Here is a 23,407-nt window from a genome sequence, read left to right as displayed (position 1 = left end):
AGCTCGATGCAACATGACCGGACGTTTACGCTGACCATCATCTGCTACATATTCCAGATTGAAACGTTCTGGCAGGTTCATATCCACTTGCAAGGTGCCACATTGCCAATCACGACCAATGGCATCGCGTAATACAAACTCAAGCTTGGGTCCATAAAAAGCGCCTTCGCCGACATTCAGCTGATAGGGCAGTTGCATGCTATCCAGCGAATTTATTAAAGCACCTTCCAGCATATCCCAGGTTGCTTCATCGCCCATTCGATTCTCCGGGCGGGTGGAAAGCTTGATATCCACGTTATCAAAACTGAATACTTTATAGATATCCAGCACCATGGAAATGACCTTACGGCATTCATCAAGCAGTTGCTGCTCGGTGCAATAAATATGCGCATCATCCTGAGTAAAATGACGCACGCGAAGCAGGCCATGCAATGCACCTGACGGTTCGTAGCGATGTACCTTGCCGAATTCGCCCATTCTGATCGGCAGATCCCGATAACTTTTCAAGCCATGTTGAAACAATAAAACGCTTCCCGGGCAATTCATGGGTTTTAATGCCAGAGAACGTCCATCTTCTGTGGCCGTGGTAAACATGTGTTCACGATAGTTTTGCCAATGACCGGATATTTCCCAAAGCGAACGATCCATCACATCGGGGCTGTTCACCTCTATATAACCAGCATCTTGTTGCCGACGTCTCATATAAGCGATCAATTGCTGGAAAACTGTCCAGCCGCGACTATGCCAGAGCACTGCTCCCGGGGCTTCTTCCTGAAAATGGAACAGATCCAGTTCACGGCCCAGCCGCCGGTGATCGCGTTTTTCCACCTCTTTGATATGCTCAAGATAGGCATTAAGTGATTTTTTATCTGTCCAAGCCGTCCCATAAATGCGTTGTAATTGCGCATTTTTGGCATCACCGCGCCAATAGGCACCGGAGAGTTTGGTGAGTTTGAAGTGTTTGAGAAAACGGGTGTTGGGTACATGAGGCCCACGGCACATATCAACGTATTCTTCATGAAAATACAGATTGATTTGCTGCGCTTCAGGCATATCCTCAATCAAGCGTAATTTGTAATCTTCGCCACGCTCTGTAAACAGCTTGATGACAGCTTCACGGGCTGTGACTCGTTTAATAACGTCGTAGTCTTTGGCAATCAATTCCTGCATTCTTTTTTCGATGGCCAGCAGATCCTCCGCTGTAAAAGGACGGTCCAAAGCGATGTCGTAATAGAATCCATCGCCTATCACCGGGCCGATAACCATTTGTGCCGTTGGATAGAGTTGTTTGACTGCATGGCCGATCAGATGGGCGCAACTGTGGCGAATAATATGCAATCCTTCGGCATCGCTTGCAGTGATGATTTGGACTCTGGCGTTGTCAGTAATGGGATCGCTCAAATCCACCAGTTGATCATTTAATTTCGCTGCCACGGCTTGACGGGAAAGCCCTGAACCAATAGCCGCGGCTATTTCACCGGCAGTGACTGGTTGATTGAAATCGCGTTGCGATCCATCCGGCAAGGTGATTGAGAAATTTGATTTGTCTTGTATGTTCATTGTTAAAACTCGTTCTGAATGTTTTTGTAGCCCAGAACCAGTTCATTATTGGTACGTGCAACATCTTCGGAAAAGTCAGAGGCATCCGCTGATACCTGAGCCAGACGGGACAGATCCGTATCAGGACCAATACGTTCAGTTGAGGGCACGTAGAAGTTTTCTGGCAGATGACAGCCATCGACCACGGCGTTGTAACGCACCACGCAGCCATCATCAACGATACAATTGAACAACACACTGTTAAAGCCGATAAACACCGAATTACCCACTTTACATGGACCATGCACAATGGCGCGATGGGCGATTGAAGTGTGCTGACCAATGGTGACTTCAGCCCCTGATTTTGAATGAATCACCACCCCATCCTGAATATTGGAATGCGCACCAATAATGATTGGATCGATATGGCCATTCTCATCCATTTCATCAGCACGAATGACCGCATAGGGGCCGATAAACACGTTCTCTTCGACGATCACCAATCCACACAGAATGGCGGTAGGATCAACAAAAGCACTGGGGTGAATCTGTGGCAGGTCGCCACGGGGATTTTTACGAATCATATTTTTTTCTGAGTTTGGATAATAAGGGAACTGTCAGGCTGTTTGAGTTAAGCAACATATAGCGCAGCGCAGTCAGGTGTGGGAATTCCAGCAACATACCAATCACAATTGCGGCATAGATTAGCGGTTGGCCGGGAAGGGCTACCATCGTCACTGCCAGCATCAGCGGCGCATTTCGTGCCGCAATGGTCATGGTGAGCAATGCATGTTCGGGATAGCTGAGTCGGAATAGACGGCTGATCACTTCGCCCAACAGAAAAGTAGCGACAAAAAAGATGAAAACACCCAGTAACAACCAGCTGAACACCGTACTGTTTTGCAGAATCACCGTAATATTGCTGGCAAATATTTCCAACACCAGCAGGGCAATGACCCAGGGTGTCAGTTGATCGACGCGTTGCAGAATGTGATTGAAAACATCGCGTTTTACTAAAAATCGTAAAAGATAATGCAAGCAGATCGCCAATAGCAGTGGCAGTAAAAACCATTGCAATAAGGTGCTGCTGATAATGCCCGGATCGACTTGCACAATGTTATTGGTAAACAGCTGCAGGTAAAGCGGGTAAAGCAGTAATTGCAGCAGCATATTAATAGGTATCAGCGCGGTGCCCAGCGCCACATTGCCTTTTGCTAATTGGGTGAACCCTAAAAACCAGTCGGTACAGGGTGACATAAAATAGATCAGCAATCCGACCATGATCAGTGGATAGTCAGGCATTAAAACAGAGGCAATGGCGTAACCTATCAAAGGCACCAATACAAAATTGGCGAACACGGCAATACTGATAAACCGAAGATGGCCAAACGAGCGAACGATGGCTTCAAATCTTACCCCGAAGAAAAGCAAAGTGATCAGCACTAATAAGGTCATATCAATTCGATCTCCCAGCCATTCGCCGGCAGAAGGGGAGAAATAACCCGTCGTGGCACCGATAGAAATACCCGCCAACAGCAGCATGGAAATATTCACGAATAACAGTCGGTTTAATAGTTTCAACATTCGCATCCCTCACAACATTCGCTGTTTCCAAACGGTCCCCACACGCCGGGTCCCGGGTCTAATTCACTACTATTGAGGTTTTTGCACAGGGCCAGATTTTGAGCGAGCATCGCAAAGCGCTGCCGGAACTTGTAAATAAAACAATAGATACGATCTTCCTGACGAACCTGTGGGCCAATCAAAAACAAGCCGGGCGTTTTGCTCGACTCATCCGCCTCGGTCAGCATGATCTTTCCTGACTCATCCCACTCCCACAGATCGGCTATCTGCTTGGCACCACCGCCACTGACAAAACCGGTTGCCAGGATCGGTTGGCTGTTTTCCTGCCAGGATCGACCATCAGCGGAATCAACACGAAAACCACCATCAGCCAGTTGTTCAACCTGTGTCACATCTACCCCAAACACCACTTCCAGCAGGCCACTGTTCAGCGCCTGTTCAAGTAGTTCCCGACTGTAAGGCGAGAGGGCAATGCTGGGGTCATCACTCTTGCGGTCCCAACTGGGTTTTCGAACCAGCAACCGTACCTGGCGACCCAGTTTCACCAGATTAACCGTTGCATCAACACCGCTCTCATAACCACCTATCACGGTATAGCGTGGTGCTTCAAAATCCTTCCAGGTCACAACCTGCGCATAGTGCGCACAAAGATTTGCACCGGGGAAAGCGTCCAGATCCGGAAACTGATATTCACCTGTGGCCCATATCACAAACTGTGCGGTCAACGGGCCTTGCTCTGTTTTCAGAACAAATTGTTTTTCAGCAGAACGGTTCAGTTCCAATACCTTGCAACCTGTGACCACAGGTAATTTATGAAACTGAACTATCATGTTCAGATAGTCGGCATAGAGTTCACCACTTAAGTGTTCCATAGCAGAATAATGGGCCGGTGAACTCAGTTCGTTCACCGCATTCAGATCGGCCATGCCAAAGGGATTGCTATAAAACGAAGGGGTGATAAACCGGGTTTCCTGGGGCCAACGTCTGAATGATTCACCGATACGGCCACTCTCGATCAGCCCGAAATGTAAGCCGGGTATTTTTTGTAATGCGAGCGCCATACCAATGCCGGCAGGGCCAGCACCTACTATGGCGACATCCAGATGCTGCATCAGGCGTTTCCTTTTAAGCTTGCAAGCGATGGTTTTATAAACAATGTATTGCGGATCATGCGTTGTGTTTGCTGGCAGCTAGGCAGGAAGCCGCATACTCACGGATCTGTTGGATCATGCTCATCAATCCGGTGGATCGTTGGGAAGACAAGTGGTCGATTAAACCGGTTTGAACAATAAAATCCGGTTGCAGAGTAATGACTTCTTCTGCAGGTCTATTCGAGAAAACTTTCAGAATAACGGCCATTAACCCTGAAACAATCAGTGAGTCACTGTTTCCCTTAAAGCGGACTATGCCGTTTTGACATTCAGCGGTCAGCCAGACATTGGCCTGACACCCATAAAGGCGGTTTTCTTCACATTGTGGAACATTGCTATCCCGATTTAATCTACGTCCTAAATCGATGAGATATTGATAACGTTCATCCCAGCTTCCCAATATGTGGAAGTCTTCGATAATCTTTTTTTGCACATCATCGGTGCTGAATTTCGCGGGTGTAGAATTCATATAAAGTGACATTTAATGGTTGGAGATCACCCTATGCAAAGGGTTATTAACTTAGGTATTTCACTGAGATTGGCGCCGTCATAATGGCTTATTAATGATATGTTGTATCATATCTAGGTGGGGCTTTCAAATTGGCTAGCTAGTGTTAGGCAGAAATGTCAGTACTGATAAAACATGGTCTTTACGGTTATTACTTGTGTGAACTGGCTTGGTTGTGCTAACAAGGAGACAGGAATCAGCAAGGAGCCGAGGTCTATGAGCAAAGAAATAGAACAAAGCATGATTATTCTGGCGCGCCATCGTTTGAAATGGTTAAGGGTGGCACTGGCGGGGCGGGACGCCGATTTAAATCTGGTGCAAAACACCTTTCATCAACTGACAGGGCTGACCAGTTTACGCTTTGTGCAGGACAATGGGCTCAGCGCAGCAACAGCAAAAGAGCTAGGTATTATCGATAACCTGGCGATCCTCAATGTCCAGAATCAACACCCTGAAGTACTGGAAAAGTTTTCCAATGAATCACAAAAACTGTCGAAATATCTGGATATGCCCGCCCGGGAATTAATCGATTTGTTATTTAAAGAAGGTGAGCGGTTTCATAATCAAGAAGCTATTTCTGTCGCCATGCATCGTGGTTTGATTATCGATATCCATCATGAAAAAGAGGCGTATGCCAGGCTGGATGAGCGAGAACAGAAAAGAGATGGCTGAGGAGTTTGCATCACCATTTAATCGACTTACCTTGCCAGTCAACAAAGGACAACTCACCGTCAGCAGGCAAATTTTTTAATATTTCAAACAGCCTGTCGGCTACAAAACTTGGGCTGAATAACTGGTCTTCGGGTACGTTGGCACTATAGGGACGGGAAAGCGGGGTATCAGTAGTACCGGGATGAAAAGCAATTAGTTTTACTTGTTTGGCTCGACGGGCATATTCAATAGCAGTCGTTTTTAACAACATATTCAACGCAGCTTTGCTGGCCCTATAACTGTACCATCCGCCCATCTGATTATCTTTGATGCTACCGACTCTTGCACTGAAGATGGTTAACTGACAGGTTACAGATTGTTTAAGCACCGGTAACAGATGTTTTAGCCAGAGCACGGGTGTTATCGTATTAATATTGAGTATGTGGCTGATTGAATCAGCAGAGAGTTCTTCCAGGCGTTTTTCAGGTTTTATCTCACCATCATGTAATACGCCGTGACAGATAAAGACTTTTTCAAAATTACGCTGTTCATCATAAAACTGCATGGCCAGATTGTTCATACTGGCCTCGTCATATTCAGACTGATGCCAGATGACATTGGCAAATTTATCTGGTCGCTGCCCACGACTGATAACAACAATGTTTTCTGCCGTGAGATAAGTCAAAAGTTTATCAATAATGGCCTGGGCTATTTGCCCACTGCCTCCAATCACTAATACGGATGTTTTCATTAAGTGAGTATGGTCCTGATGATGTGAATTTTGTGTGTTAGAAAAATTAAATCATCAAGAAATGCCAGAATTTTCGGCGAACGATAGCGATACGTTTTTTATAAACGGCATTTTTGAGTCAGTGATGAGTCATGGCTGTATCATGAGACTTGGTAAGGAAATTAATTATCGTTATTCAGCTACCAGCTGGCTAGGGTCTGTTGATCTTTCAGAGCCACCACTGCTGGAGGCTATTTTTTCGTCCTACAAGGCGGAAATGATGCGATGTAGTTGTTCTACATAAGTCATTTTCAACGCCGTAGGGCGGAAAAATAGCCCCAGCCCTGCGGGTTGAGGCTGAAAATGCACCACTCTTCGTTACTCGTCGTTTATTTAGAATGACTAAACTGCTCTCCTCGCGCCTTGATTGGTGCATTTTCAGTCACAACAGAGGCGGCTATGAAAGATCAACAGACCCTAGTACTTTGTATGATGTGTGTTGTCTGAAAGAATAAGTGAAAAACTTATGCACGGTGTTTGCTGACAAATGTTTTACCTAGTAACTGAATAACAATAATTCTCTATTTTTTTCCTGTAAGTGTTAATGGATTAGTGCGCAATCTTATGAAAATACTTAAACAGCGTTATCTGGATTTCCTGAGTTTATTCTCATTGAATAAACTGATGGGCCTGATATTGTCAGTATTAATGATTGGATCTATAACGGTTCACGCGGAAGAGGCAACAAGCTCTGCGGATGAATGTGGCAAAGCTGATATCCGTTACAGTGATAGTCCTGAACTCACCAGAGCAGAACGCATAGCATTAATGGAAAAAGCTTTTTTTGACTCGCTTAACCGCTTTGAATTATGCAAATTAACCGATCCTAATAATACTTCTGCAGATAGTGGCGGTGGTGCCGAGCAGGGAGGTGGTGGTCTGGAAGGCAGTGGTAATAATTCAGTCGCCAGTCAGGAAATGCAGGGAACCGAAGCGGAAACTCAGGATTCAAGGCCGCCTGAGATGGGGAGTTCCGGAGATGAAGACAGTATCACAGGTTCATCTGGCATTCCGGTTAACGCTGCTAACAATGGTGCGATTCCAGAAGATATCCCATCCGCCAACAATGACGATGCCATTGCTTCACAAATCAGGGTAGCCGCCGAAGCGGAGCAGGATCCGGAAATTAAAAAGAAACTCTGGAATGAGTACCGCAAATACAAGGGGATGAACGTTGTTAAAGATTGAAAATTTTAGAGCTCCCTCTAAATTCCTGATCTACATGATCATTATGATGCATGTATTGACGGGCTGTGCGACGACGTCGGGTACTACCGGTGATGTAAAAACCGGTCCGCAACTTGCTTCGGCTCAGGAAGCCCCCAAAGAGATCCCTTATCAGGGCATCAAGCTGGATGTCATTATTCCGGTATTTTCACCTGGGCTTTCAGGTAAAGCAGCTGATTATGAAGAAGAAGGTATCTGGCCTGAATTACGCCGGGCTGAAGCAAATAGATTTGCCTATAAATTAAAAACCGCTCTGGATGAAACGGGCAAATTCGGTGCCGTTCGTGTTGCGCCGAACAGCACGGCATCAGGCGATTTATATGCTGTGGGTGAAATCCTTGAATCTACCGGTCAAGAGGTCAAGTTTCGTCTTAATGTAGTGGATGCCAGCAGCAAACAATGGTTAAACAAAACCATTGACCACGAGGTCAGTGAAGGTTTTTATAAAAATCCACGTAATGCTGGCAAAGATCCTTATGATCCTGCATTTGCCGAAGCCGCTCAGGCCATCGTAGAAGCATTACTAAAGCAACAACAACGCGAGCTAGCTCAGCTGCAGAATATTGCTGATCTACGCTTTGCTGCCAGTTTTAACGAGCAGGCCTTCATGGAACATCTTGATAGCAGCGGTCGGCAAATCAAATTGGTGAGCATGCCAAGTGATTCCGACCCCATGTTTGAACGGGTGAAATCAGTTCAGGTTCGGGAACAGCTGTTTATTGATAATTTGCAACAGAATTACAGCGCTTTCTCACAGCAAATGGACGACAGTTATCTGGCTTGGCAACAAGCCAGTGCTGCGGAAATGCAACTTCGCAAAGAAGCCAATACCAAAAGTATGTGGAAGATGATCGGCGGAGCTGTGCTGATTGGTGCTGCCGTTGCTGCGGCTACTTCGGGCAATTCGCGTAATCCCAATATTGGCAGAGATTTAGCAACGGTTGCCGGCGGTATCGGTGGTGCTGTGCTGTTGACCAGTGGTTTTAAATCACGTGAAGAAGCCAAATTTCATCAGGACGCTTTAAACGAACTTGGTGAGTCCATCAATTTGGAAATGGCGCCGCAGGTTTTGACTTATGAAGAAGAGTCGGTGGAATTAACCGGTGATATTGATGAGCAGTTCCGTCAATGGCGTGCATTTTTGAATCGCATGTATCAACTGGAATCCACGCCTGATGTACAACTGTAAGAGATAAGAATGATCACGCAGAAAATTGCTGAAGCTAAACTCGCCAAAAGAAAGCTATTCTTCCAGACACTGATCATTATCCTGCTGCTGAGCGTGTTATGTGTGGCGTTAATTATTTGGGCTTCGATGCCCAAAACTATTATCGAAGCAAGCGAAGCTGAAACAGCACAACCCTTGGAAAGTGTTGAAATCCCGGCATCAACCGACAGTACGCAAGATAAAGAAATGCTGCGGCAGGCTTATCTTGAAGCGTATGCTTATTATGAAAACACCCTGAAACCCGAGCTGAACAAGATTGATCTGCAACAGTGGGATAAAGCTTTGGCAGAGCGTTTAAAAACCAATGAAACAGCGGCTGTCAAACAGTTTGGTGAAGCAAAATACGCGCAGGCAAAAGCCACATTGGATGGTCTTATTAAGCTTGCAGAAACAGCGATCACCGACAGCCAGAATCAATTTAAAACGGCAATGCAGGATGCCCAGCAGGCTTTTGATGACAATCAATACCAACCGGCGAAATTAGCGATATCCAAAGCATTGATGCTGGATACCTCTTCTCAGCCAGCCGTTGATTTGGCGGATAGAATCGAGCAGTTACCTGAGATTGCCGCACTGGTGGAGCAGATTAATGTCGCGAAGGTGGAAAATGATCTGCAAAAAGAGCTGACGTTAATCAACAAGTTGTTAACGTTAACGCCGGAAAGGGAAGCTTTCAAACAGCGCGCGCAAACCTTGCAAACTACGCTTAATAATCAGCGGTTTCAGTCACTTATCACACAATCCTATACTGCCATTGAGAATGGTCGTATTGATGCTGCCAAATCAGCATTGAGTCAGGCGAGAAATATTCACCCCAATCGCTCCGAAATTGGCGATGTAAATGCAGCGATACAGCAATATGAAAAAAATCAGCGAGTTCAGACTGCTCTGACAAATGCTTCTCAGGCTGAGTCAAAAGATGACTGGCAAACAGTCAAAACCAATCTTGAGCAAGTGCTTAAGGAAACCCCCAACAATCAGTCGGCAACGGACAAGCTGGCAATGGCAAATACGATTTTGTCACTGAATAAAAAGATTGATGACTACCTTAAGACACCCTATCGGTTGTCAAACCCTGAGCTGGTTGATCAGGCACGATCGGCCATCAATGAAGCCGCAAAATATCGTAATCAAAGTGCGTCGCTGACCAAACAGAGTCGTGAGCTGGAGAATGTGTTAACCGCGGTGAACCGAACCATTCCGGTGGAAGTTCGCTCGGATAATCAAACCCACATTTTGGTGCGTGGAGTAGGCAATGTTGGTGTGACTGATTCAAAAGTGATTCAGCTCAAACCGGGACAATATACCTTTGAAGGCAAGCGTCAGGGATTCAAATCCAAACTGGTTGAGGTGACGATTCCATTCGATCTGAACAGTTACAGTTTACGAATTGTTTGCGATGAGCCAATTTAACCAGCAACTGGAGCTTGCCCGAAAACGCCAGCACCGAATGTATTTGTGGTTGCTGACTTCATTTGCTTTGGTTTTTCTGGTGATAGTGACGATTATCTTTGCCTCGCGCGGCACGCGAATTGAAGTTAAACCAGATGATGCAACCGGAGTATCAATCAATTCCGACTCATGGCTGGCAATGGTGATGTTTGGTTCGGTTTACTCGTTAGCGGATACCACTGAAATCGAAGTCACTGCAGATGGCTTTTATCCACATCAACAAACCATCGAACAGACCGATTCGGGCAAAGTTCTGCACATCACGCTCACTCCATTACCGGCCAAGATCGTGCTTTCCACTTCGCTTGAAGATAATCAAACCAGCTGGATGATGGATGGCCAAATTATTGCAATCGCCAATGTTCTTGAACGTGAATTGCCAGCCGGAGAGCATCAGCTCAGCGTTCAGCACCCTTACTATCAAACAATGACTATCGACTTGGTACTCAGTCGAGGTGAAACCATGGCAGAGGATGTGGAGCTGCAATCATTGCAGGGCGAATTCACGGTCAAATCGGTTCCAAGTGGTGCCATGGTAACCATCGACCAGGCTGAAGTGGGTCAAACACCACTTACTTTACCACTGCAAGGTGGCTTGCATAATGTCAAAGTGGCCTTGGCAAAATATGAAAACATCGAAGAAACCATTGAGATAAAAAACAGCAAACCGGAAGTAGAAAGAAATTATCGTTTATCAGCAGAAACGGCTGGCGTGCGTTTACAACTTCAACCAGCCGGTGGTCAGTTGACCTTAAATGGTTTGCGTGTTGAAAACTCGGGACTCATTTCCGTAGAAGCCGATAAATCGCATCGGTTGACCTATTCCAAACCGGGCTTTATTACCCAAAGCGAAACATTCACTTTGTCGACCAATGAAAAACGCAGTTTTGACATCACGCTAAAGCCTGAAATGGGCAAAATAGAAGTGCTTTCAACACCATCGGCGGCAGTCACTGTCGACGGTAAAACAGTTGGTAACACGCCGATTGAATTAGATTTACAAGCTGTTTCTCATAATATTGAGCTCACTCTGAATGGCTATCGAACTGTGTCAAAATCCGTGACACCATCGGCAGCTGAAATACAGAAACTCTCCTTTACACTGTTGCCAGAAGCACAAACCAAACAAGCCGAAGCACCCAGGCTGTACAAAAACAAAGGCGGGGGTGAAATGGCACTTTTTTCTCCCAATGACATTATCAACATGGGAGCGGGGCGTGATGAACCGGGACAGCGTGCCAATGAGTTTTTAAAACAGGTCCGGCTCGATAGACCTTTTTATGCCGGTACACATGAAGTCACCAATGCGGAATTCCAGCAGTTTGTTAGCAGTAAATCCGGTGACGCCCAATTACCCGTCACCAATGTGAGCTGGCTGGAAGCCGTAAAATTCTGTAACTGGTTAAGCAAGCAGGAAGGTTTGACACCGGTTTATGATGTGCAGGGCAATCAGTTAAATCGAATTAATGTGAATGCTGATGGTTACCGATTATTGATGGAAGCCGAATGGGAGTGGCTGGCCCGCAAAGCTGGTAAGCCGGAACAGACTCTGTTTGTCTGGGGTAATGATCGCGTGATCCCGACGAAAGCAGTGAATATCGCTGATGAGGCAGCCAAAGGCAGTGTCAGCCTCTATGTGCCAAGATATTATGATGGTTTTGCTGGAGTTGCTCCGGTGAAAAGTTTCACCCGCGAAAAGTCCGGGCTTTATGATCTGGGTGGCAATGTCAGTGAATGGGTGCATGATAGTTATTCGTTAACGGCACCCAAATCAGGTACGGTTTATCCACATAGTCTGGATAGCTCAACACTCAGCATGCGCGTGGTAAAAGGTGCAAACTGGCGATCAGGATCGCTGAGTGAATTAAGATCATCCTATCGTGACGGTGCCGAGCAGGCCCGCGATACGCTTGGCTTTAGAGTCGGGCGCTTTGTGAATGGAGGAAATGAATAATGCTTATCTGGAAAAAAGTGTTGCTGATTGGGGCTTCGATCCTGCTTATCGCGCTCCTGTCATTGATGATCCACAACGCCTGGGCAGGTAAATCGGTTATCAGCCTGAACTCTCCCGTTTCCTTCCCGGTGGATATTTAATAATGAGTGATCTGATGAAAAGCTTTGCCGCCTTGATCGTGTCGATCATTGTGGTGCACATGATTTATATCGGCTATGTCCGCCCTGAAGCGGCACAATTAATCGATCTCGCCTTGCAACAGCAAGAGTCTTCACCTCGTAACATTGTGGTGATCATTAAAGATTACGAACAGGAAATCTGTTTTATTTTAATGATGTGGGGCTGTTTTCTCATTGCCAGCTCCTATCGTGAGATTCTGAAAACCAAGTATCTATACAGTGTCGATTTGATTGAAGACCCCAAACTGGAAGATGAAGATACGGAGAGCAAGACGCCCACCGATCTGGATGTCAACCGTATTATTCATCGACTGGATACCGAGATCCCGCAAGATTGCATGTCTTCACCTTTGGTTCAGACATTGCGCTCATCATTATGGCGCTATAGTTCTACCAATAACGTGCAAAACCTGTCGGATGCGATTGAAAGCAATCTGGAAGCTTTGGCCGTCAAGCAGGATTCTGAAAACACCATGATCCGATATCTGATCTGGGCCATTCCCTCAATCGGCTTTATCGGTACAGTGCGAGGTATCGGACAGGCACTTTCTCAAGCTGACAAAGCGCTTGCAGGTGATATCTCAGGCATGACGGATAGTTTGGGTCTGGCGTTTAATTCAACGTTAGTCGCATTACTTATCAGTATATTTTTAATGTTTCTGTTTCATCAGCTGCAACGCATGCAGGACAGTCAGATTGTCGATACTCAAAGCTATTGCGACAAATTCCTGCTGAGACGTATTCGCTAACAGCAAATGGCTTATCGTCGTAAAAAAGCCGAGGGTTCCAATCTGGCATTCCTGGATATCATGTCCTGTGGTCTTGGCGCCGTAATTCTGGTGTTTATGCTGGTCAAACAAAAAATTGATGAAACCCCGGTTGAAATTGACAATCTCAAACAGGACATCAGTCAGCTGGAACAGGCCAGAGATGATGCTGGCTCTACGCTGGAGCAAATCAGGCAACAACTCAGCAGCGAAAATGCCCGTTATCAGGACTTAAAAAAACAGCTGGACGAAAAACAGTCGACCTTAGCCAGCCAGAGTCAGGAAATTCAACGCTCTGAAAGTGCTTTAGAAGAACTGAAGTCCAGCATCACCTCTATCGAAGTACCCAAACAACAGGCTGATTTGGTTGAAGCACCAAGAGTGAATGAAGAAAACTACTTGTTGGGACTAAAGGTCGAGGGTCCGAAAATTGCCATTCTGGTTGATACCAGTGCTTCGATGACCAATGAAAAACTGATTGATATTATCCGAACCAAAAGCAGCTCCCAACAAAGCAAGCAAAATGCACCCAAGTGGCTGCGGACCAAAAATGTAGTGGAATGGTTATTGGCACGCTTACCGGAAAACAGTGAAGTTGTGGTGGTCGCTTTTAGCGAAGACGCCAGAGTATTAGGGGATCAAAAAAGCTGGCAAAAAGCCAGTTCATCACAAACGGTCTCGTCAATCTTACGTGACTTAAATACCGTCATTCCCGAGGGCGCGACCAATCTTCAAAAGGGTTTGAATACAGTCAACCAGTTTTCTCCATCTAATCTCTATGTCATTACCGATGGCCTGCCGACTAAAGGCGAGTCGCAATATCGCAGTTTGAATCCTTTTTCCAGTTGCAGCTCGCTCACCGGCAATGCTCAGACAATTTCCGGTGAATGTCGGGTCAAGTTGTTTCAGCAAACCATCAATGAAAGTGGCAAACGCAGTACGCAAGTCGATGTTATTTTGCTGCCATTGGAAGGCGACCCCGATGCTGTCAATCAATATTGGGTCTGGGCGGCAACCACTGGTGGTCTATTGATTAGTCCAGCGAGTAACTGGCCATGAAATTCCGTAAAAAAGGCCTGGATATCTTCAGTCTGTCTTTTCTGGACGTAATTTCCTGTGGTTTTGGGGCGGTGGTGATGCTGATCCTGATTTCCAAAACCGATGTTGATGTTTCCATTGCAGGTGCTGATGACGTCAGCAGTTTATTAGCATCATTGATTGGCCTGGAAAACTCAGTGGCTGAACTCAGTCAGCAAATTCAGCAAGAGCTTTCCACACTGGATGCGTTATCCAGCGAACAGCAATCCATTGCTCAGGCGGAATCATCATTGGAAAGCCGTCTCAAAGCACTACAACAACGAAATTCTGCACTGGAAGAAAGCATCTCCGGTTTGAGCCTGGTGGAATCACGATTAAAACAAGCCGCCTTGCCGACACCACGCAAACCAACCGACAAACGTTCAGAAGAAGTCGGCGGTATTCCTGTCGATAGTGATTACGTGGTGTTTGTTATTGATACCTCTGGCAGTATGAAACAAATCTGGTCGCGGGTTTCTCGAGAGGTGGTGAATGTGTTGAATATTCACCCGGAAGTAAAAGGTTTTCAGATATTAAACGACATGGGCACATCGATGATCTCCGGCTATGAAGGTCGTTGGATGCCGGATACGCCATCCACCAGAAACAGTGCAATTCGCATGTTTGATAACTGGTCAGCGATGTCTAACAGCAGCCCGGTCGAGGGTGTGGAAATGGCATTGAGAAAATATGCCAAACCCAATATCACCACATCAATTTATGTGTTTGGTGATGACTATACCGGCACATCCTATGATCCTGTGATTGAACGTATAACTAAACAAAACAGGCAACTTAGTGATGGCCGCCGATTGGCTAAAATTCATGGTGTAGGTTTTCTATCGATTCACAGTACCGATAGATACAGCATTCTGATGCGAGAACTGACTAAACGTAATGACGGTACCTATATCGCGTTACCACCCTAGGCTCTGAAAAATAAACAGACAGAGGGGACTCAAACGGAGGACCATTTGAGCCAGAGAAAGTTAAAATACAAGTAAACTCGTTCCCACGCTCCAGCGTGGGAACGCACATGAGCTAATCAATAAAATCATACTTCCAGCGAATCTCATCCGGCTTCATCATTTGCCCGACACTAAAGCGAATCATATTAGTCGGATCCGAAGGTTTGCCAAGCAACACATAACGACTGCCGTCACTATCAAAGCCCACACCGGTTTTATCATTAAATTCTTTGATAGCACTGCTGTTTTGCAGGATAAACGGCAGCAGATCATCTGCGGCATCAGGCGGTGCAAATGGCGGAACGGTCTCTGGCCGATTACACAAACCGACAAAGATTTCCTCATCGGTTGGCAGAATAAGAATGTTCCAATTGAAAAGGGTATGGACCGATTTACCAGCGTTCTTCATTAGATGAACAGCTCAGTTGGGTGATTTCCGCAGAGGGTAGTGGGAATCAGATTAAAAGAAGCTCCCACGCAGAGCATGGGAGCCGAATTAGTCATTTAAACTCGTTCCCATGCTTATGCGTGGGAACGTGTCTGAACACTATTAACGTAAGGTTCTGCTGAACAAATTCAACGCCAGTTGATAACCGATTTGGGCAGTTTGAGCATCGTAACGGCCACCATCACCTTCATCACGCATAAACGCATGTTCGGCATTAAATTCATGCCAGGTGAACGGAATCGTAGTTTCATTGAGTTTGCTGTAAATCAGAGTACGACCTTCGGATGGCACATGGTTGTCCTGCTTGCCCCAGATCATCAGTAATTCACCTTTGATATCCGCCAAACGTTCCATACTGTGTTGGCCCGGCTTGTTTGGGATTTTCTGAATATGCAAATCGGTGGCATAAAAACAGGCCGTACCTTTCACTTCAGGTTGCAGTGCAGCTCGGAAAGCCAGATGACCACCAATACAATAACCCATCGCACCAAACTGACCGTTGCACCAGGATTGTTGCTTGGCGAATTTGATTAACGCTGCATTATCCGTGTCATAGCCTTGCACGTCTTTCGCTTCTTTATCGGCATTGCCTTTATCACGTCCGGCATCGTCATAGCCCAGTACTGTGCCAATCGGATTTAGTTCATGGAATACCTCAGGTACCAATACGGCATAGCCATGGCTGGCCATTAATCTGGCGGCACGTTCGATTGGGCCGGTTTGTTGAAAGATCTCGGAATAAAACAAAATGACAGGGTAGCTGCCTTCGCCAACAGGACGGTGAATATAAGTACGCATCACACCGGTGGGTGTATCAAGATCGGCAAAATGGCTTTGGATTTTCATGAAAGCTCCCTTGAAGTATGGATAGAAAAATAATTGGCTATTGTACAACGAGTAATTGATTTCCAGAGGCCCGATTAAGCGTAATCTTACCCTCGATAAGTTTGCCAAACTTTGATAATCATCGGTTCGAAAATAGTTTAGTATTTATCCCTATTAAATTTAAACATTCTCAAGTAATTGAAATTAAAAACAAAAACACGGATTGTTTCGTAATACTTTAATAATCTCATGTTGGTATAAAGCCGTACCAAATACCAAAGATTTATTACTTAAATTTATCTACAAGGAAAGTCCTATGAAAAAAATAATTGTTAAAATTGGCTTGATATTGGGCATTATGACTTCTTACACACTGAGCGCTAATGAGTTGCCAGTGACAGAAAGACTGGTTGATACACTTTCAGAGCTGGCCGGTGGACCACACCCGGGTATTCGCTCCAATCACGCAAAAGGTCTTATGGCATCAGGTTATTTTGAAGCTTCGAAAGACGCTTCCAGCATCACCTATGCTCCCCACTTTAATACGCCTAAAAGCGATGTTGTAGTTCGGTTTTCAAACGCGAGCGGGGTGCCTGATATTGCTGATTCAAGTCCTGATGGTTTTCCTAAAGGCATGGCGATCAGATTTATGCTGCCCGAAGAAGAATACACCGATATTGTGGTGATTTCGGTTGAGCGATTCCCGGTAAAAGATCCCGAAAGTTTTCTTCAATTATTAACAGCGATTAAAGATTCAGCAAATGCCCAAACTAAACCGACGCCAATAGAAGCTTTTCTTGAGCAACATCCTGAAACGCTGAGCTATGTGCAATTATCAAAACCCGCTCCAGTCAGTTATGCCACGGAAAAATTCCATGGTATTAATGCATTTGAGTTTGAAAATGAACAGGGAAAAACAGTTTACGGACGTTATCTTATTACTCCGGCAAATGGGCCCGAATATATTTCAGATGAAGAAAGAGCTGTTGCAGCAAAAGATTATTTATTAGAGGAGCTGCCAGTACGGTTAAATAATGATGGTGAAGCCAAGTTTATTATTGCTTTGCAAATTGCCGAAGAGGGCGATGCCATTACTGATCCTACCGTCGTGTGGCCAGCGAATAGGAAAATAGTTCAGTTAGGCACACTAACACTTACTGACATCATGACCGATAGCAGTTATGAAAAAGCCAATATGTTTAATCCGTTGGCATTACCTGAGGGTATCAGCCCAACAAATGATCCAATTTTGTTAGCTCGACCAGTCAGTTACGCGATAAGTTTTGGCAGAAGATTAAACCCTTAAGCTGTTTTAAAAAGGCCTGAGTTAGGTTTAACTCAGGCCTTTTTGTATACACCATCCATTAAAAACAGGCTTGAAAAGGTTAAATCGACAGTTTTCCCTGAACCAAACCATTATGCAATTGGAAATAGTTCAAACAATCTGATTCGGCTATCGGTGGGCTATAGAAATAGCCTTGAAAAATATCACAGCCCATGTCGGCCAAAGCTTCACGTTGTTCTTTGGTTTCCACATATTCCGCGACCACATGTACATTTTGTGCCTGACCCAGTGAACAGATCGTTCTGACTATATCGGCATTAGTATCGTTGATAAGAACATCACGGGTGATAGAGCCATCAATCTTGATCGCATCCACCGGAAACCTGCGCATATACAATAATGATGAATAACCCATACCAAAGTCATCCATCGCCAGATGCACGCCAGTATCAACAAGCTGTTGCAGGATAATATCTGTCAGGTGAGTGTCCGGAATTTCTGATGACTCGGTGATTTCGAGTTCAATTTCTTCAGCAGTGATGCCATATTCATTGATGTATTTTGTTAGAAAAAACGGTAAGTCTTTGTCTGTTAGCTGATTGGGCGAAATATTTACCGCGATAGTTAAAGCCTGATAACCGGCCGCATTCCAACGGGCTTTACAGGCACAGGCCTGCTTTATTACCCATCTTCCCAGATGGTTTATTAGCTCGCCGTCTTCAGCCACAGTAACAATAACTATCGGTGAAATCATCCCATATCGAGGATGCGACCAACGCAACAGGGCTTCTACACCAATGATATGGCCCTGACGATCATGTTTGGGTTGGTAAACCAATGTCAGTGCATTTTGTTGTATCGCAACCTGCAAATCAACCACCAGATCGCGGGCAATCATGCCAACCTTATCCTGTCTGGTGACAATTCTTTGCCTATTGTGCCCCACCTTGATAATCGTATCTGATGCTTGCTTGAATGCTGCCATGGTTTGTTGCTGCCGGTTTTTTTCTGCCCTTTTCACGAAAGGTAGATAACACAGCGTGCTGATAGCAATTAACAGCATTTGAAACACCACACCACGCCAGGATTCGGTCAACATCCAACCAGAAAATAATGCCGGGGTTGTCCAGCTCACTTGTACTGAATCAAGAATATGAATAAAACCGAAGTGCACTGCGGCCAGTGTAATCAGCATTAAAAGAAATGGGACCAGAATAAACGGGATAAGGTAAAACGGATTTAAAACAATCGGCAGTCCGTAGATCAGGATGTCATTAATATTGAAGATAGACGGTACGACGGACACTTTGGCAATTTTGTTCTGAATGCCTTGGCGTGTGGTGATAAAAATAGCGATTAACAAACCAAGCGTGGATCCAGATCCACCGATAGTCACAAAATTATCGAATAAGGTTCTGAGGATAAGATTAGTCTCGAATCCTGCAGTCGTACTCGATGCAAATAAAGCACCTTCTGCTGTCCCTAGCAGGAATACGCCGCCATGAAGACCGAAAAACCAGAGCAGCTGATTCGTCAAAATAAAAAATGAACTTAATATCCAGTTTCCATTTCCATCAGCTAACGCCCAGTCGACAATCATCTGAGTAATATTGGGAAACGGTGGCGTTGCTGCCAATAGCATACCGATAGCAAAAAAGAGAATACCGCTAAGAATGACAGAAGGAATCAGACGCATAGCATGATAAAACGTGGTATCCGAATCAACCGGCAACTTAAGTAAATCAAGAGAAGGGCGTTTTACAGCAAAAACCATCAACTCGGCCGACAGTAAACCAATAACAATTCCCAAGAAAATAGTGCCGGCACTAAACGCCATCGGCGAGAGGTTAGGCAGTGCGGTAGTCACGATCAGGAAGTTAATGATGGCACTAAGAGCCACCATTAATGGTGGAACAATCTCGCGATGTTTGGTTGGTCGGGGAATACGGTAAACCAGTTGAGTCGCGACCACGGCAGCCAATAACAGGCCCAAAAAATTAAACGCAGTGTTAATCATTTGTTGCAGCGGTTCACGCCATTCGGCGCCCAGCCAAAGATCCATTGACTGCTGATATTGTGGCCAGGGTAAGTTAAGAATTAATTCAGCGATTACTCGAAGGAAAGTAAGGGGCAAAAGTGCAACAAAACTGTTTCTTGTCGCTATCATCCATAAATACAGTCTTTGCTTCAATCTTGGCTCCCAAAACCAAAAGTTGTTTGAATAGCTTATAAACTACGCACATTGTGCTTAGCAATTGCTTATTAATTGACCACACATTTTATAATACTATCCATAAATGGGAATTTTGCAGGAAATTGGGACAGGATGTTTAATTATTTGTAACAGTTTCTATAAAACTGGGGACTACTTCAAAAAATACGATATATCTATGACTGCTGTGGCATCTTTTGCTCGATATACAACGTTGAAATAATGCTTTAGCTAACAGGGGTTACTGCACGGCATCTTGGAAATGTCGAGCAACCCCAAAATGGCTTGCCAGCATTCACACCTGTTTTGGTCTCCCTTAACACCATCGCATTGCCACATCTCGGGCAAATCTGCTGAGTTTCCTTCTCAGCGATAATGGTTCGAACATGACGCACATGATCACGATTGGTTTTAAAAGAGGGTTGTAAACGCCCAGCTCCAATGGCCTGAGTAACTTCATGTACCTGTTTTGGATCGAGGACCTTATCCGTTTTTGACAGAATATAGCGGATATAGCCCATTCCATAGGTTACGTTATCCGGCAAATCTGTTTTAAAAGTACTACTACCGATAAACACGACAACAGAATGTATCTGATGATCTTCCAGGTTTAAAAGTGATTGAAGGGTTTTACAGTGTTTGTAATTTTGATGCAGCGGGTTTTGGAATTTGTTTTTATGTTTGTAGATTTGCTGCGTCCACATTTTTTGCTTGGCAGAGCCAAATATCCAACCTCTGAGATTTTTGGTTTCCACTACAAATACGCCATAGATAGACACAATAATATGGTCAATTTGAGTGGTGCCATTCTCAGTAGGCAAAGTCACATTTTTAATTAAATGATAAACCGCTTTATCCAGCTTCCATTTAGCGAAAATGTTAACAATAAATTCACCTAATACGCCTTTAAACCAGGAGGAATTAATAATAACGGCAAAAATAAAGAGCGGGATTAAAAACCAGAATGAGAACAGGGAATGATAGATTGGTGAAAAGTCCATTTTTATCAATCCTTTATTAAAAGGTTATATTTACATTTTCAGTCACAGGAATTTGTGGCTTTCAACGAAGCTTATTATCTTTTTCAGCATACATTTTCTTATCGGCGGCAGCTAAAAGGTCATTAATATCAATATGGTTTTCTACTAAGGTGTTAATAAATCCAACGCTGTATTCAATATCATAACCACGCGCGGCCTGCTGATTGTAAGTTGAAATTTCTGTTTTAAACCGTTCAATCACTCTGACAGTATTTTCAGCATCAACATCCATCATCAATACTGCAAATTCATCGCCACCCAGGCGACCAAATACGTCGGATTCACGGAAAACAACTCGCAAAGCATTGGCAAACACGATTAATGCTCGGTCACCCTCAGCATGACCAAATTGATCGTTTATCGGTTTAAATTTATTTAAATCAAACAATAAGATCGATACAGATAAGTCTTTGCGTTTGCAGACATTTAAACTGTGTTTTGCCAAATCCGCAAAACCGCGACGGTTGGAGATTAAGGTTAGATCATCCAAGGTTGCTAATTGCAAAGCTGCAATTTCCTGTTCGGCCATCACGCCGAGATCTTTCAACAGCTGCAGATCCTCCGGCTCAAACTTTCGGGGTTCATCATCGATGATGCAGAGCGTGCCAAGGGCGCTGCCATTATTCACTTTTAATGGATAGCCAGCATAGAAGCGGATTTTGGGGGTTCCTGTCACCAATGGGTTATCTTTAAAACGATGGTCTTCTAGCGCATCTTCAACCACGAAAACATCATTACCCAATATGGCATGTCCACAAAAAGAAATTTCTCGAGACGTTTCATCCGGAAGGTCCATCTCTAATGCTTTGGATTTAAACCACTGACGGCCGTCATCAATCAGACTTAACACAGAAATATCGACACCAAACATACGTTTGGCCATACGCGTCAGCCGGTCAAATCTCTCTTCTGGAGCCGAATCAAGGATTTTCAGCGCCCTCAGCTTTTCGAGACGTTGTTTCTCATCTTCGGGAATCATTGGTGAAGTCATGGAGGGGTTCCTTGCCAAGTGCTCGGCGAATGCTAAACAACAGGCAACTTAATGGATATGAGTTAACCGATGTAAGTAACTGCCGTACATAAACTGGTTTTATATAAGTAGTAGTTTAACGATGTCGGAGTTCAGAGCTGCTCATCAATCCGCTCATAACCGTTTCTAATTGTGATTTCAGTGCCTTTTGGCTGTTTTTCAAGGACCATGCTGTTTTCACCAATGGAGATTTTGAAGCTTTCCCGTGAGACGTCTGAAACGGTGTACTGAGTCTGGTCAAGTAACAGTTTATTGCCTTCTAAGCGCGTAATACTGTCGTCCGTCTGTGACAGATACATCATATTTTCATCGTAATAAGACACCAGCTCAGAAACGGTTTCCATCCCTTGTTCGGTCATGGTGAAGGTTAAAGCAAATGTGTATTGTCCCTGATGACCAATCCATGTCGAATTATCCAACATTGCATAGTCGACACCGCGGGTCAGTGTCATCTCATCAGCTTCGAGATTTCCATCTTCTTTCACTTTAAGCGTATTAGCCGGTAAATCCTGTTCAGAAATCAGCTTAATGATGCGATCGTTACTTTTATATTCGTACTCTGCGGTGCTGACATCCTCTCCCTGAACAACTGCAACGCTTCCGTCTGTTTGAAACTCATAACTGATATTGCCATCCGGCCCGATAAATCTGCCCTCAAATTCATCATAACCACAGCCGGTAAGCAGGAGAGGGAGGCTCAGGCTGAGCAGCATTAAAAGTTGTTTCATTGCGTCAGGTTTCCTTCGTTGGATCATAATTAATGTGACTGAGGATACCTTGAAACCACTAATGCACAAAACCCAGCAAATAAACTGAAAGTTCGATTTTTGCATATCAGCAAAAGCAAATAGCCAACCAAGGCTGATCTGAATTTTGATCAGCCTATAGTCACATAACCTGTTATCCCTGATTTTTCTGCATAATTTCTAAAACCGTTTGCAATCTATCGGCTAATTCTTGATTGTTAAGAGACAATGCGCCATCAATTCCTGAACGAGCGCTTTCCATAAAATTAATGCGGGTTGAATCCGTTGCCATATCAACAGATTGTCCGGTTTCTACTGATATTTTCATCGTCATTAGCAATAAAGGTGAACTCTCATCCAATGTCATTTGGCCACTGCGGATTTGATTATTCATCCAATCAAACATCTCTTGTCGAGTCATATTGGTAAAATCGGTTTGATTACTGTCTTTAGGTTCAATCGAACCAGTTTGCTTAGCTTGTTCAGTTTGGGCGTGCATGATATCGGCGAAAGATACAGCGTCTTTATTTACGTTGGTTGTATGGCTTTGGCTGGAGTTGTGTTGATTTACTACGTTATTGATAAGCATGTTTGAATCCCTTCCTTTGAGTGATAGAAAGTTTGCTAAAGCAAAACTTATTCCATGACTAAAGAGCTAACTATTGCGGTTAATTACAGCAGGATTTGTTTCGATCTATAGGTAATTTTTGCCGTTATTTAGGCAATCATGTGCCGCTATCAGCAGC

At 44.6% G+C, this 23,407-nt stretch carries 24 protein-coding genes; 11 read left to right on the top strand and 13 right to left on the bottom strand.

What is annotated here, in order from left to right:
* From thrS to Q7V21_RS16170, 5 genes are all read right to left on the bottom strand, one after another.
* On the bottom strand, nt 1–1,560 hold a 1,560-nt coding region (gene thrS, locus Q7V21_RS16190), incomplete at its 3' end, for a threonine--tRNA ligase (protein WP_304918269.1).
* 2 nt (nt 1,561–1,562) lie between these two features.
* On the bottom strand, nt 1,563–2,123 hold the full coding sequence (locus tag Q7V21_RS16185) for a carbonate dehydratase (RefSeq protein WP_304918268.1): 561 nt from the start codon (nt 2,121–2,123) through the stop codon (nt 1,563–1,565).
* The gene (locus Q7V21_RS16180; protein ID WP_304918267.1) at nt 2,113–3,123 is read right to left on the bottom strand and encodes an arsenic resistance protein; all 1,011 of its coding nucleotides are present in this window, start codon (nt 3,121–3,123) and stop codon (nt 2,113–2,115) included. Before Q7V21_RS16180 ends, Q7V21_RS16185 begins: the two co-directional genes overlap by 11 nt.
* Nucleotides 3,117–4,235 (bottom strand): NAD(P)/FAD-dependent oxidoreductase, encoded by a 1,119-nt coding sequence (locus Q7V21_RS16175; RefSeq protein ID WP_304918266.1) that lies wholly within the window; start codon nt 4,233–4,235, stop codon nt 3,117–3,119. Before Q7V21_RS16175 ends, Q7V21_RS16180 begins: the two co-directional genes overlap by 7 nt.
* A gap of 55 nt (nt 4,236–4,290) precedes the next feature.
* Nucleotides 4,291–4,743: a SufE family protein gene (locus tag Q7V21_RS16170; RefSeq protein WP_304918265.1), complete on the bottom strand. Its 453-nt coding sequence runs from the start codon at nt 4,741–4,743 to the stop codon at nt 4,291–4,293.
* A 255-nt stretch (nt 4,744–4,998) separates the two neighbouring features.
* Here Q7V21_RS16170 and Q7V21_RS16165 point away from each other — a divergent pair, with 255 nt between their 5' ends.
* The gene (locus Q7V21_RS16165; protein ID WP_304918264.1) at nt 4,999–5,454 is read left to right on the top strand and encodes a hypothetical protein; all 456 of its coding nucleotides are present in this window, start codon (nt 4,999–5,001) and stop codon (nt 5,452–5,454) included.
* 10 nt (nt 5,455–5,464) lie between these two features.
* Here Q7V21_RS16165 and Q7V21_RS16160 read toward each other — a convergent pair whose 3' ends face one another.
* On the bottom strand, nt 5,465–6,184 hold the full coding sequence (locus tag Q7V21_RS16160; RefSeq protein WP_304918263.1) for an SDR family NAD(P)-dependent oxidoreductase: 720 nt from the start codon (nt 6,182–6,184) through the stop codon (nt 5,465–5,467).
* A gap of 34 nt (nt 6,185–6,218) precedes the next feature.
* Between Q7V21_RS16160 and Q7V21_RS16155 the strand changes: the two genes are divergently transcribed.
* The 9 genes from Q7V21_RS16155 to Q7V21_RS16115 all read left to right on the top strand — a co-directional run bounded on the left by Q7V21_RS16155 (nt 6,219) and on the right by Q7V21_RS16115 (nt 15,036).
* Nucleotides 6,219–6,467, top strand: coding sequence for a hypothetical protein (locus Q7V21_RS16155; protein ID WP_304918262.1), 249 nt, complete (start codon nt 6,219–6,221; stop codon nt 6,465–6,467).
* 320 nt (nt 6,468–6,787) lie between these two features.
* Complete coding sequence (locus tag Q7V21_RS16150) at nt 6,788–7,411, top strand: hypothetical protein (RefSeq protein ID WP_304918261.1); 624 nt, start codon at nt 6,788–6,790, stop codon at nt 7,409–7,411.
* 34 nt (nt 7,412–7,445) lie between these two features.
* A complete protein-coding gene (locus Q7V21_RS16145) occupies nt 7,446–8,639 on the top strand; it encodes a hypothetical protein (protein WP_304918260.1) in 1,194 nt (397 codons plus the stop codon).
* A gap of 9 nt (nt 8,640–8,648) precedes the next feature.
* Complete coding sequence (locus tag Q7V21_RS16140; protein WP_304918259.1) at nt 8,649–10,091, top strand: hypothetical protein; 1,443 nt, start codon at nt 8,649–8,651, stop codon at nt 10,089–10,091.
* Nucleotides 10,078–12,084, top strand: coding sequence for a PEGA domain-containing protein (locus Q7V21_RS16135; RefSeq protein ID WP_304918258.1), 2,007 nt, complete (start codon nt 10,078–10,080; stop codon nt 12,082–12,084). The genes Q7V21_RS16140 and Q7V21_RS16135 overlap by 14 nt, the downstream gene beginning before the upstream one ends.
* Nucleotides 12,084–12,224 (top strand): hypothetical protein, encoded by a 141-nt coding sequence (locus Q7V21_RS16130; protein ID WP_304918257.1) that lies wholly within the window; start codon nt 12,084–12,086, stop codon nt 12,222–12,224. Before Q7V21_RS16135 ends, Q7V21_RS16130 begins: the two co-directional genes overlap by 1 nt.
* A gap of 2 nt (nt 12,225–12,226) precedes the next feature.
* Nucleotides 12,227–13,012, top strand: coding sequence for a MotA/TolQ/ExbB proton channel family protein (locus Q7V21_RS16125; RefSeq protein WP_304918256.1), 786 nt, complete (start codon nt 12,227–12,229; stop codon nt 13,010–13,012).
* Between the two features lie 6 nt (nt 13,013–13,018).
* The gene (locus Q7V21_RS16120) at nt 13,019–14,089 is read left to right on the top strand and encodes a VWA domain-containing protein (protein ID WP_304918255.1); all 1,071 of its coding nucleotides are present in this window, start codon (nt 13,019–13,021) and stop codon (nt 14,087–14,089) included.
* The gene (locus tag Q7V21_RS16115; protein ID WP_304918254.1) at nt 14,086–15,036 is read left to right on the top strand and encodes a hypothetical protein; all 951 of its coding nucleotides are present in this window, start codon (nt 14,086–14,088) and stop codon (nt 15,034–15,036) included. Before Q7V21_RS16120 ends, Q7V21_RS16115 begins: the two co-directional genes overlap by 4 nt.
* Before the next feature lie 112 nt (nt 15,037–15,148).
* Here Q7V21_RS16115 and Q7V21_RS16110 read toward each other — a convergent pair whose 3' ends face one another.
* Both Q7V21_RS16110 and Q7V21_RS16105 read right to left on the bottom strand, forming a co-directional pair.
* Complete coding sequence (locus Q7V21_RS16110) at nt 15,149–15,484, bottom strand: hypothetical protein (RefSeq protein WP_304918253.1); 336 nt, start codon at nt 15,482–15,484, stop codon at nt 15,149–15,151.
* A gap of 141 nt (nt 15,485–15,625) precedes the next feature.
* The gene (locus Q7V21_RS16105; protein ID WP_304918252.1) at nt 15,626–16,369 is read right to left on the bottom strand and encodes a dienelactone hydrolase family protein; all 744 of its coding nucleotides are present in this window, start codon (nt 16,367–16,369) and stop codon (nt 15,626–15,628) included.
* A 295-nt stretch (nt 16,370–16,664) separates the two neighbouring features.
* On the opposite strand from Q7V21_RS16105, the gene Q7V21_RS16100 reads away from it, so the two are divergent.
* Nucleotides 16,665–17,654: a catalase family peroxidase gene (locus Q7V21_RS16100; protein WP_304918251.1), complete on the top strand. Its 990-nt coding sequence runs from the start codon at nt 16,665–16,667 to the stop codon at nt 17,652–17,654.
* A gap of 79 nt (nt 17,655–17,733) precedes the next feature.
* Here the strand turns inward: Q7V21_RS16100 and Q7V21_RS16095 are convergent, their stop codons facing one another.
* The 5 genes from Q7V21_RS16095 to Q7V21_RS16075 form a co-directional block, all read right to left on the bottom strand.
* A complete protein-coding gene (locus Q7V21_RS16095) occupies nt 17,734–19,824 on the bottom strand; it encodes an EAL domain-containing protein (RefSeq protein WP_304918250.1) in 2,091 nt (696 codons plus the stop codon).
* Between the two features lie 248 nt (nt 19,825–20,072).
* Nucleotides 20,073–20,846 carry a nuclease-related domain-containing protein gene (locus Q7V21_RS16090; protein WP_304918249.1) on the bottom strand — a complete coding sequence of 258 codons (774 nt, stop codon included), beginning with the start codon at nt 20,844–20,846 and terminating at the stop codon, nt 20,073–20,075.
* A gap of 61 nt (nt 20,847–20,907) precedes the next feature.
* Nucleotides 20,908–21,876, bottom strand: a complete 969-nt coding sequence (locus Q7V21_RS16085) for a sensor domain-containing diguanylate cyclase (RefSeq protein ID WP_304918248.1) — start codon at nt 21,874–21,876, stop codon at nt 20,908–20,910.
* 131 nt (nt 21,877–22,007) lie between these two features.
* Complete coding sequence (locus Q7V21_RS16080) at nt 22,008–22,643, bottom strand: hypothetical protein (protein ID WP_304918247.1); 636 nt, start codon at nt 22,641–22,643, stop codon at nt 22,008–22,010.
* Nucleotides 22,644–22,815: 172 nt separating this feature from the next.
* Nucleotides 22,816–23,250, bottom strand: a complete 435-nt coding sequence (locus tag Q7V21_RS16075; RefSeq protein ID WP_304918246.1) for a hypothetical protein — start codon at nt 23,248–23,250, stop codon at nt 22,816–22,818.
* Nucleotides 23,251–23,407: the final 157 nt, after the last annotated feature.

It is taken from the genome of Methylophaga sp. (assembly GCF_030651745.1).
Note: the sequence above shows the minus strand (reverse complement) of the source record. Positions and strands in the feature narration are given on the sequence as shown.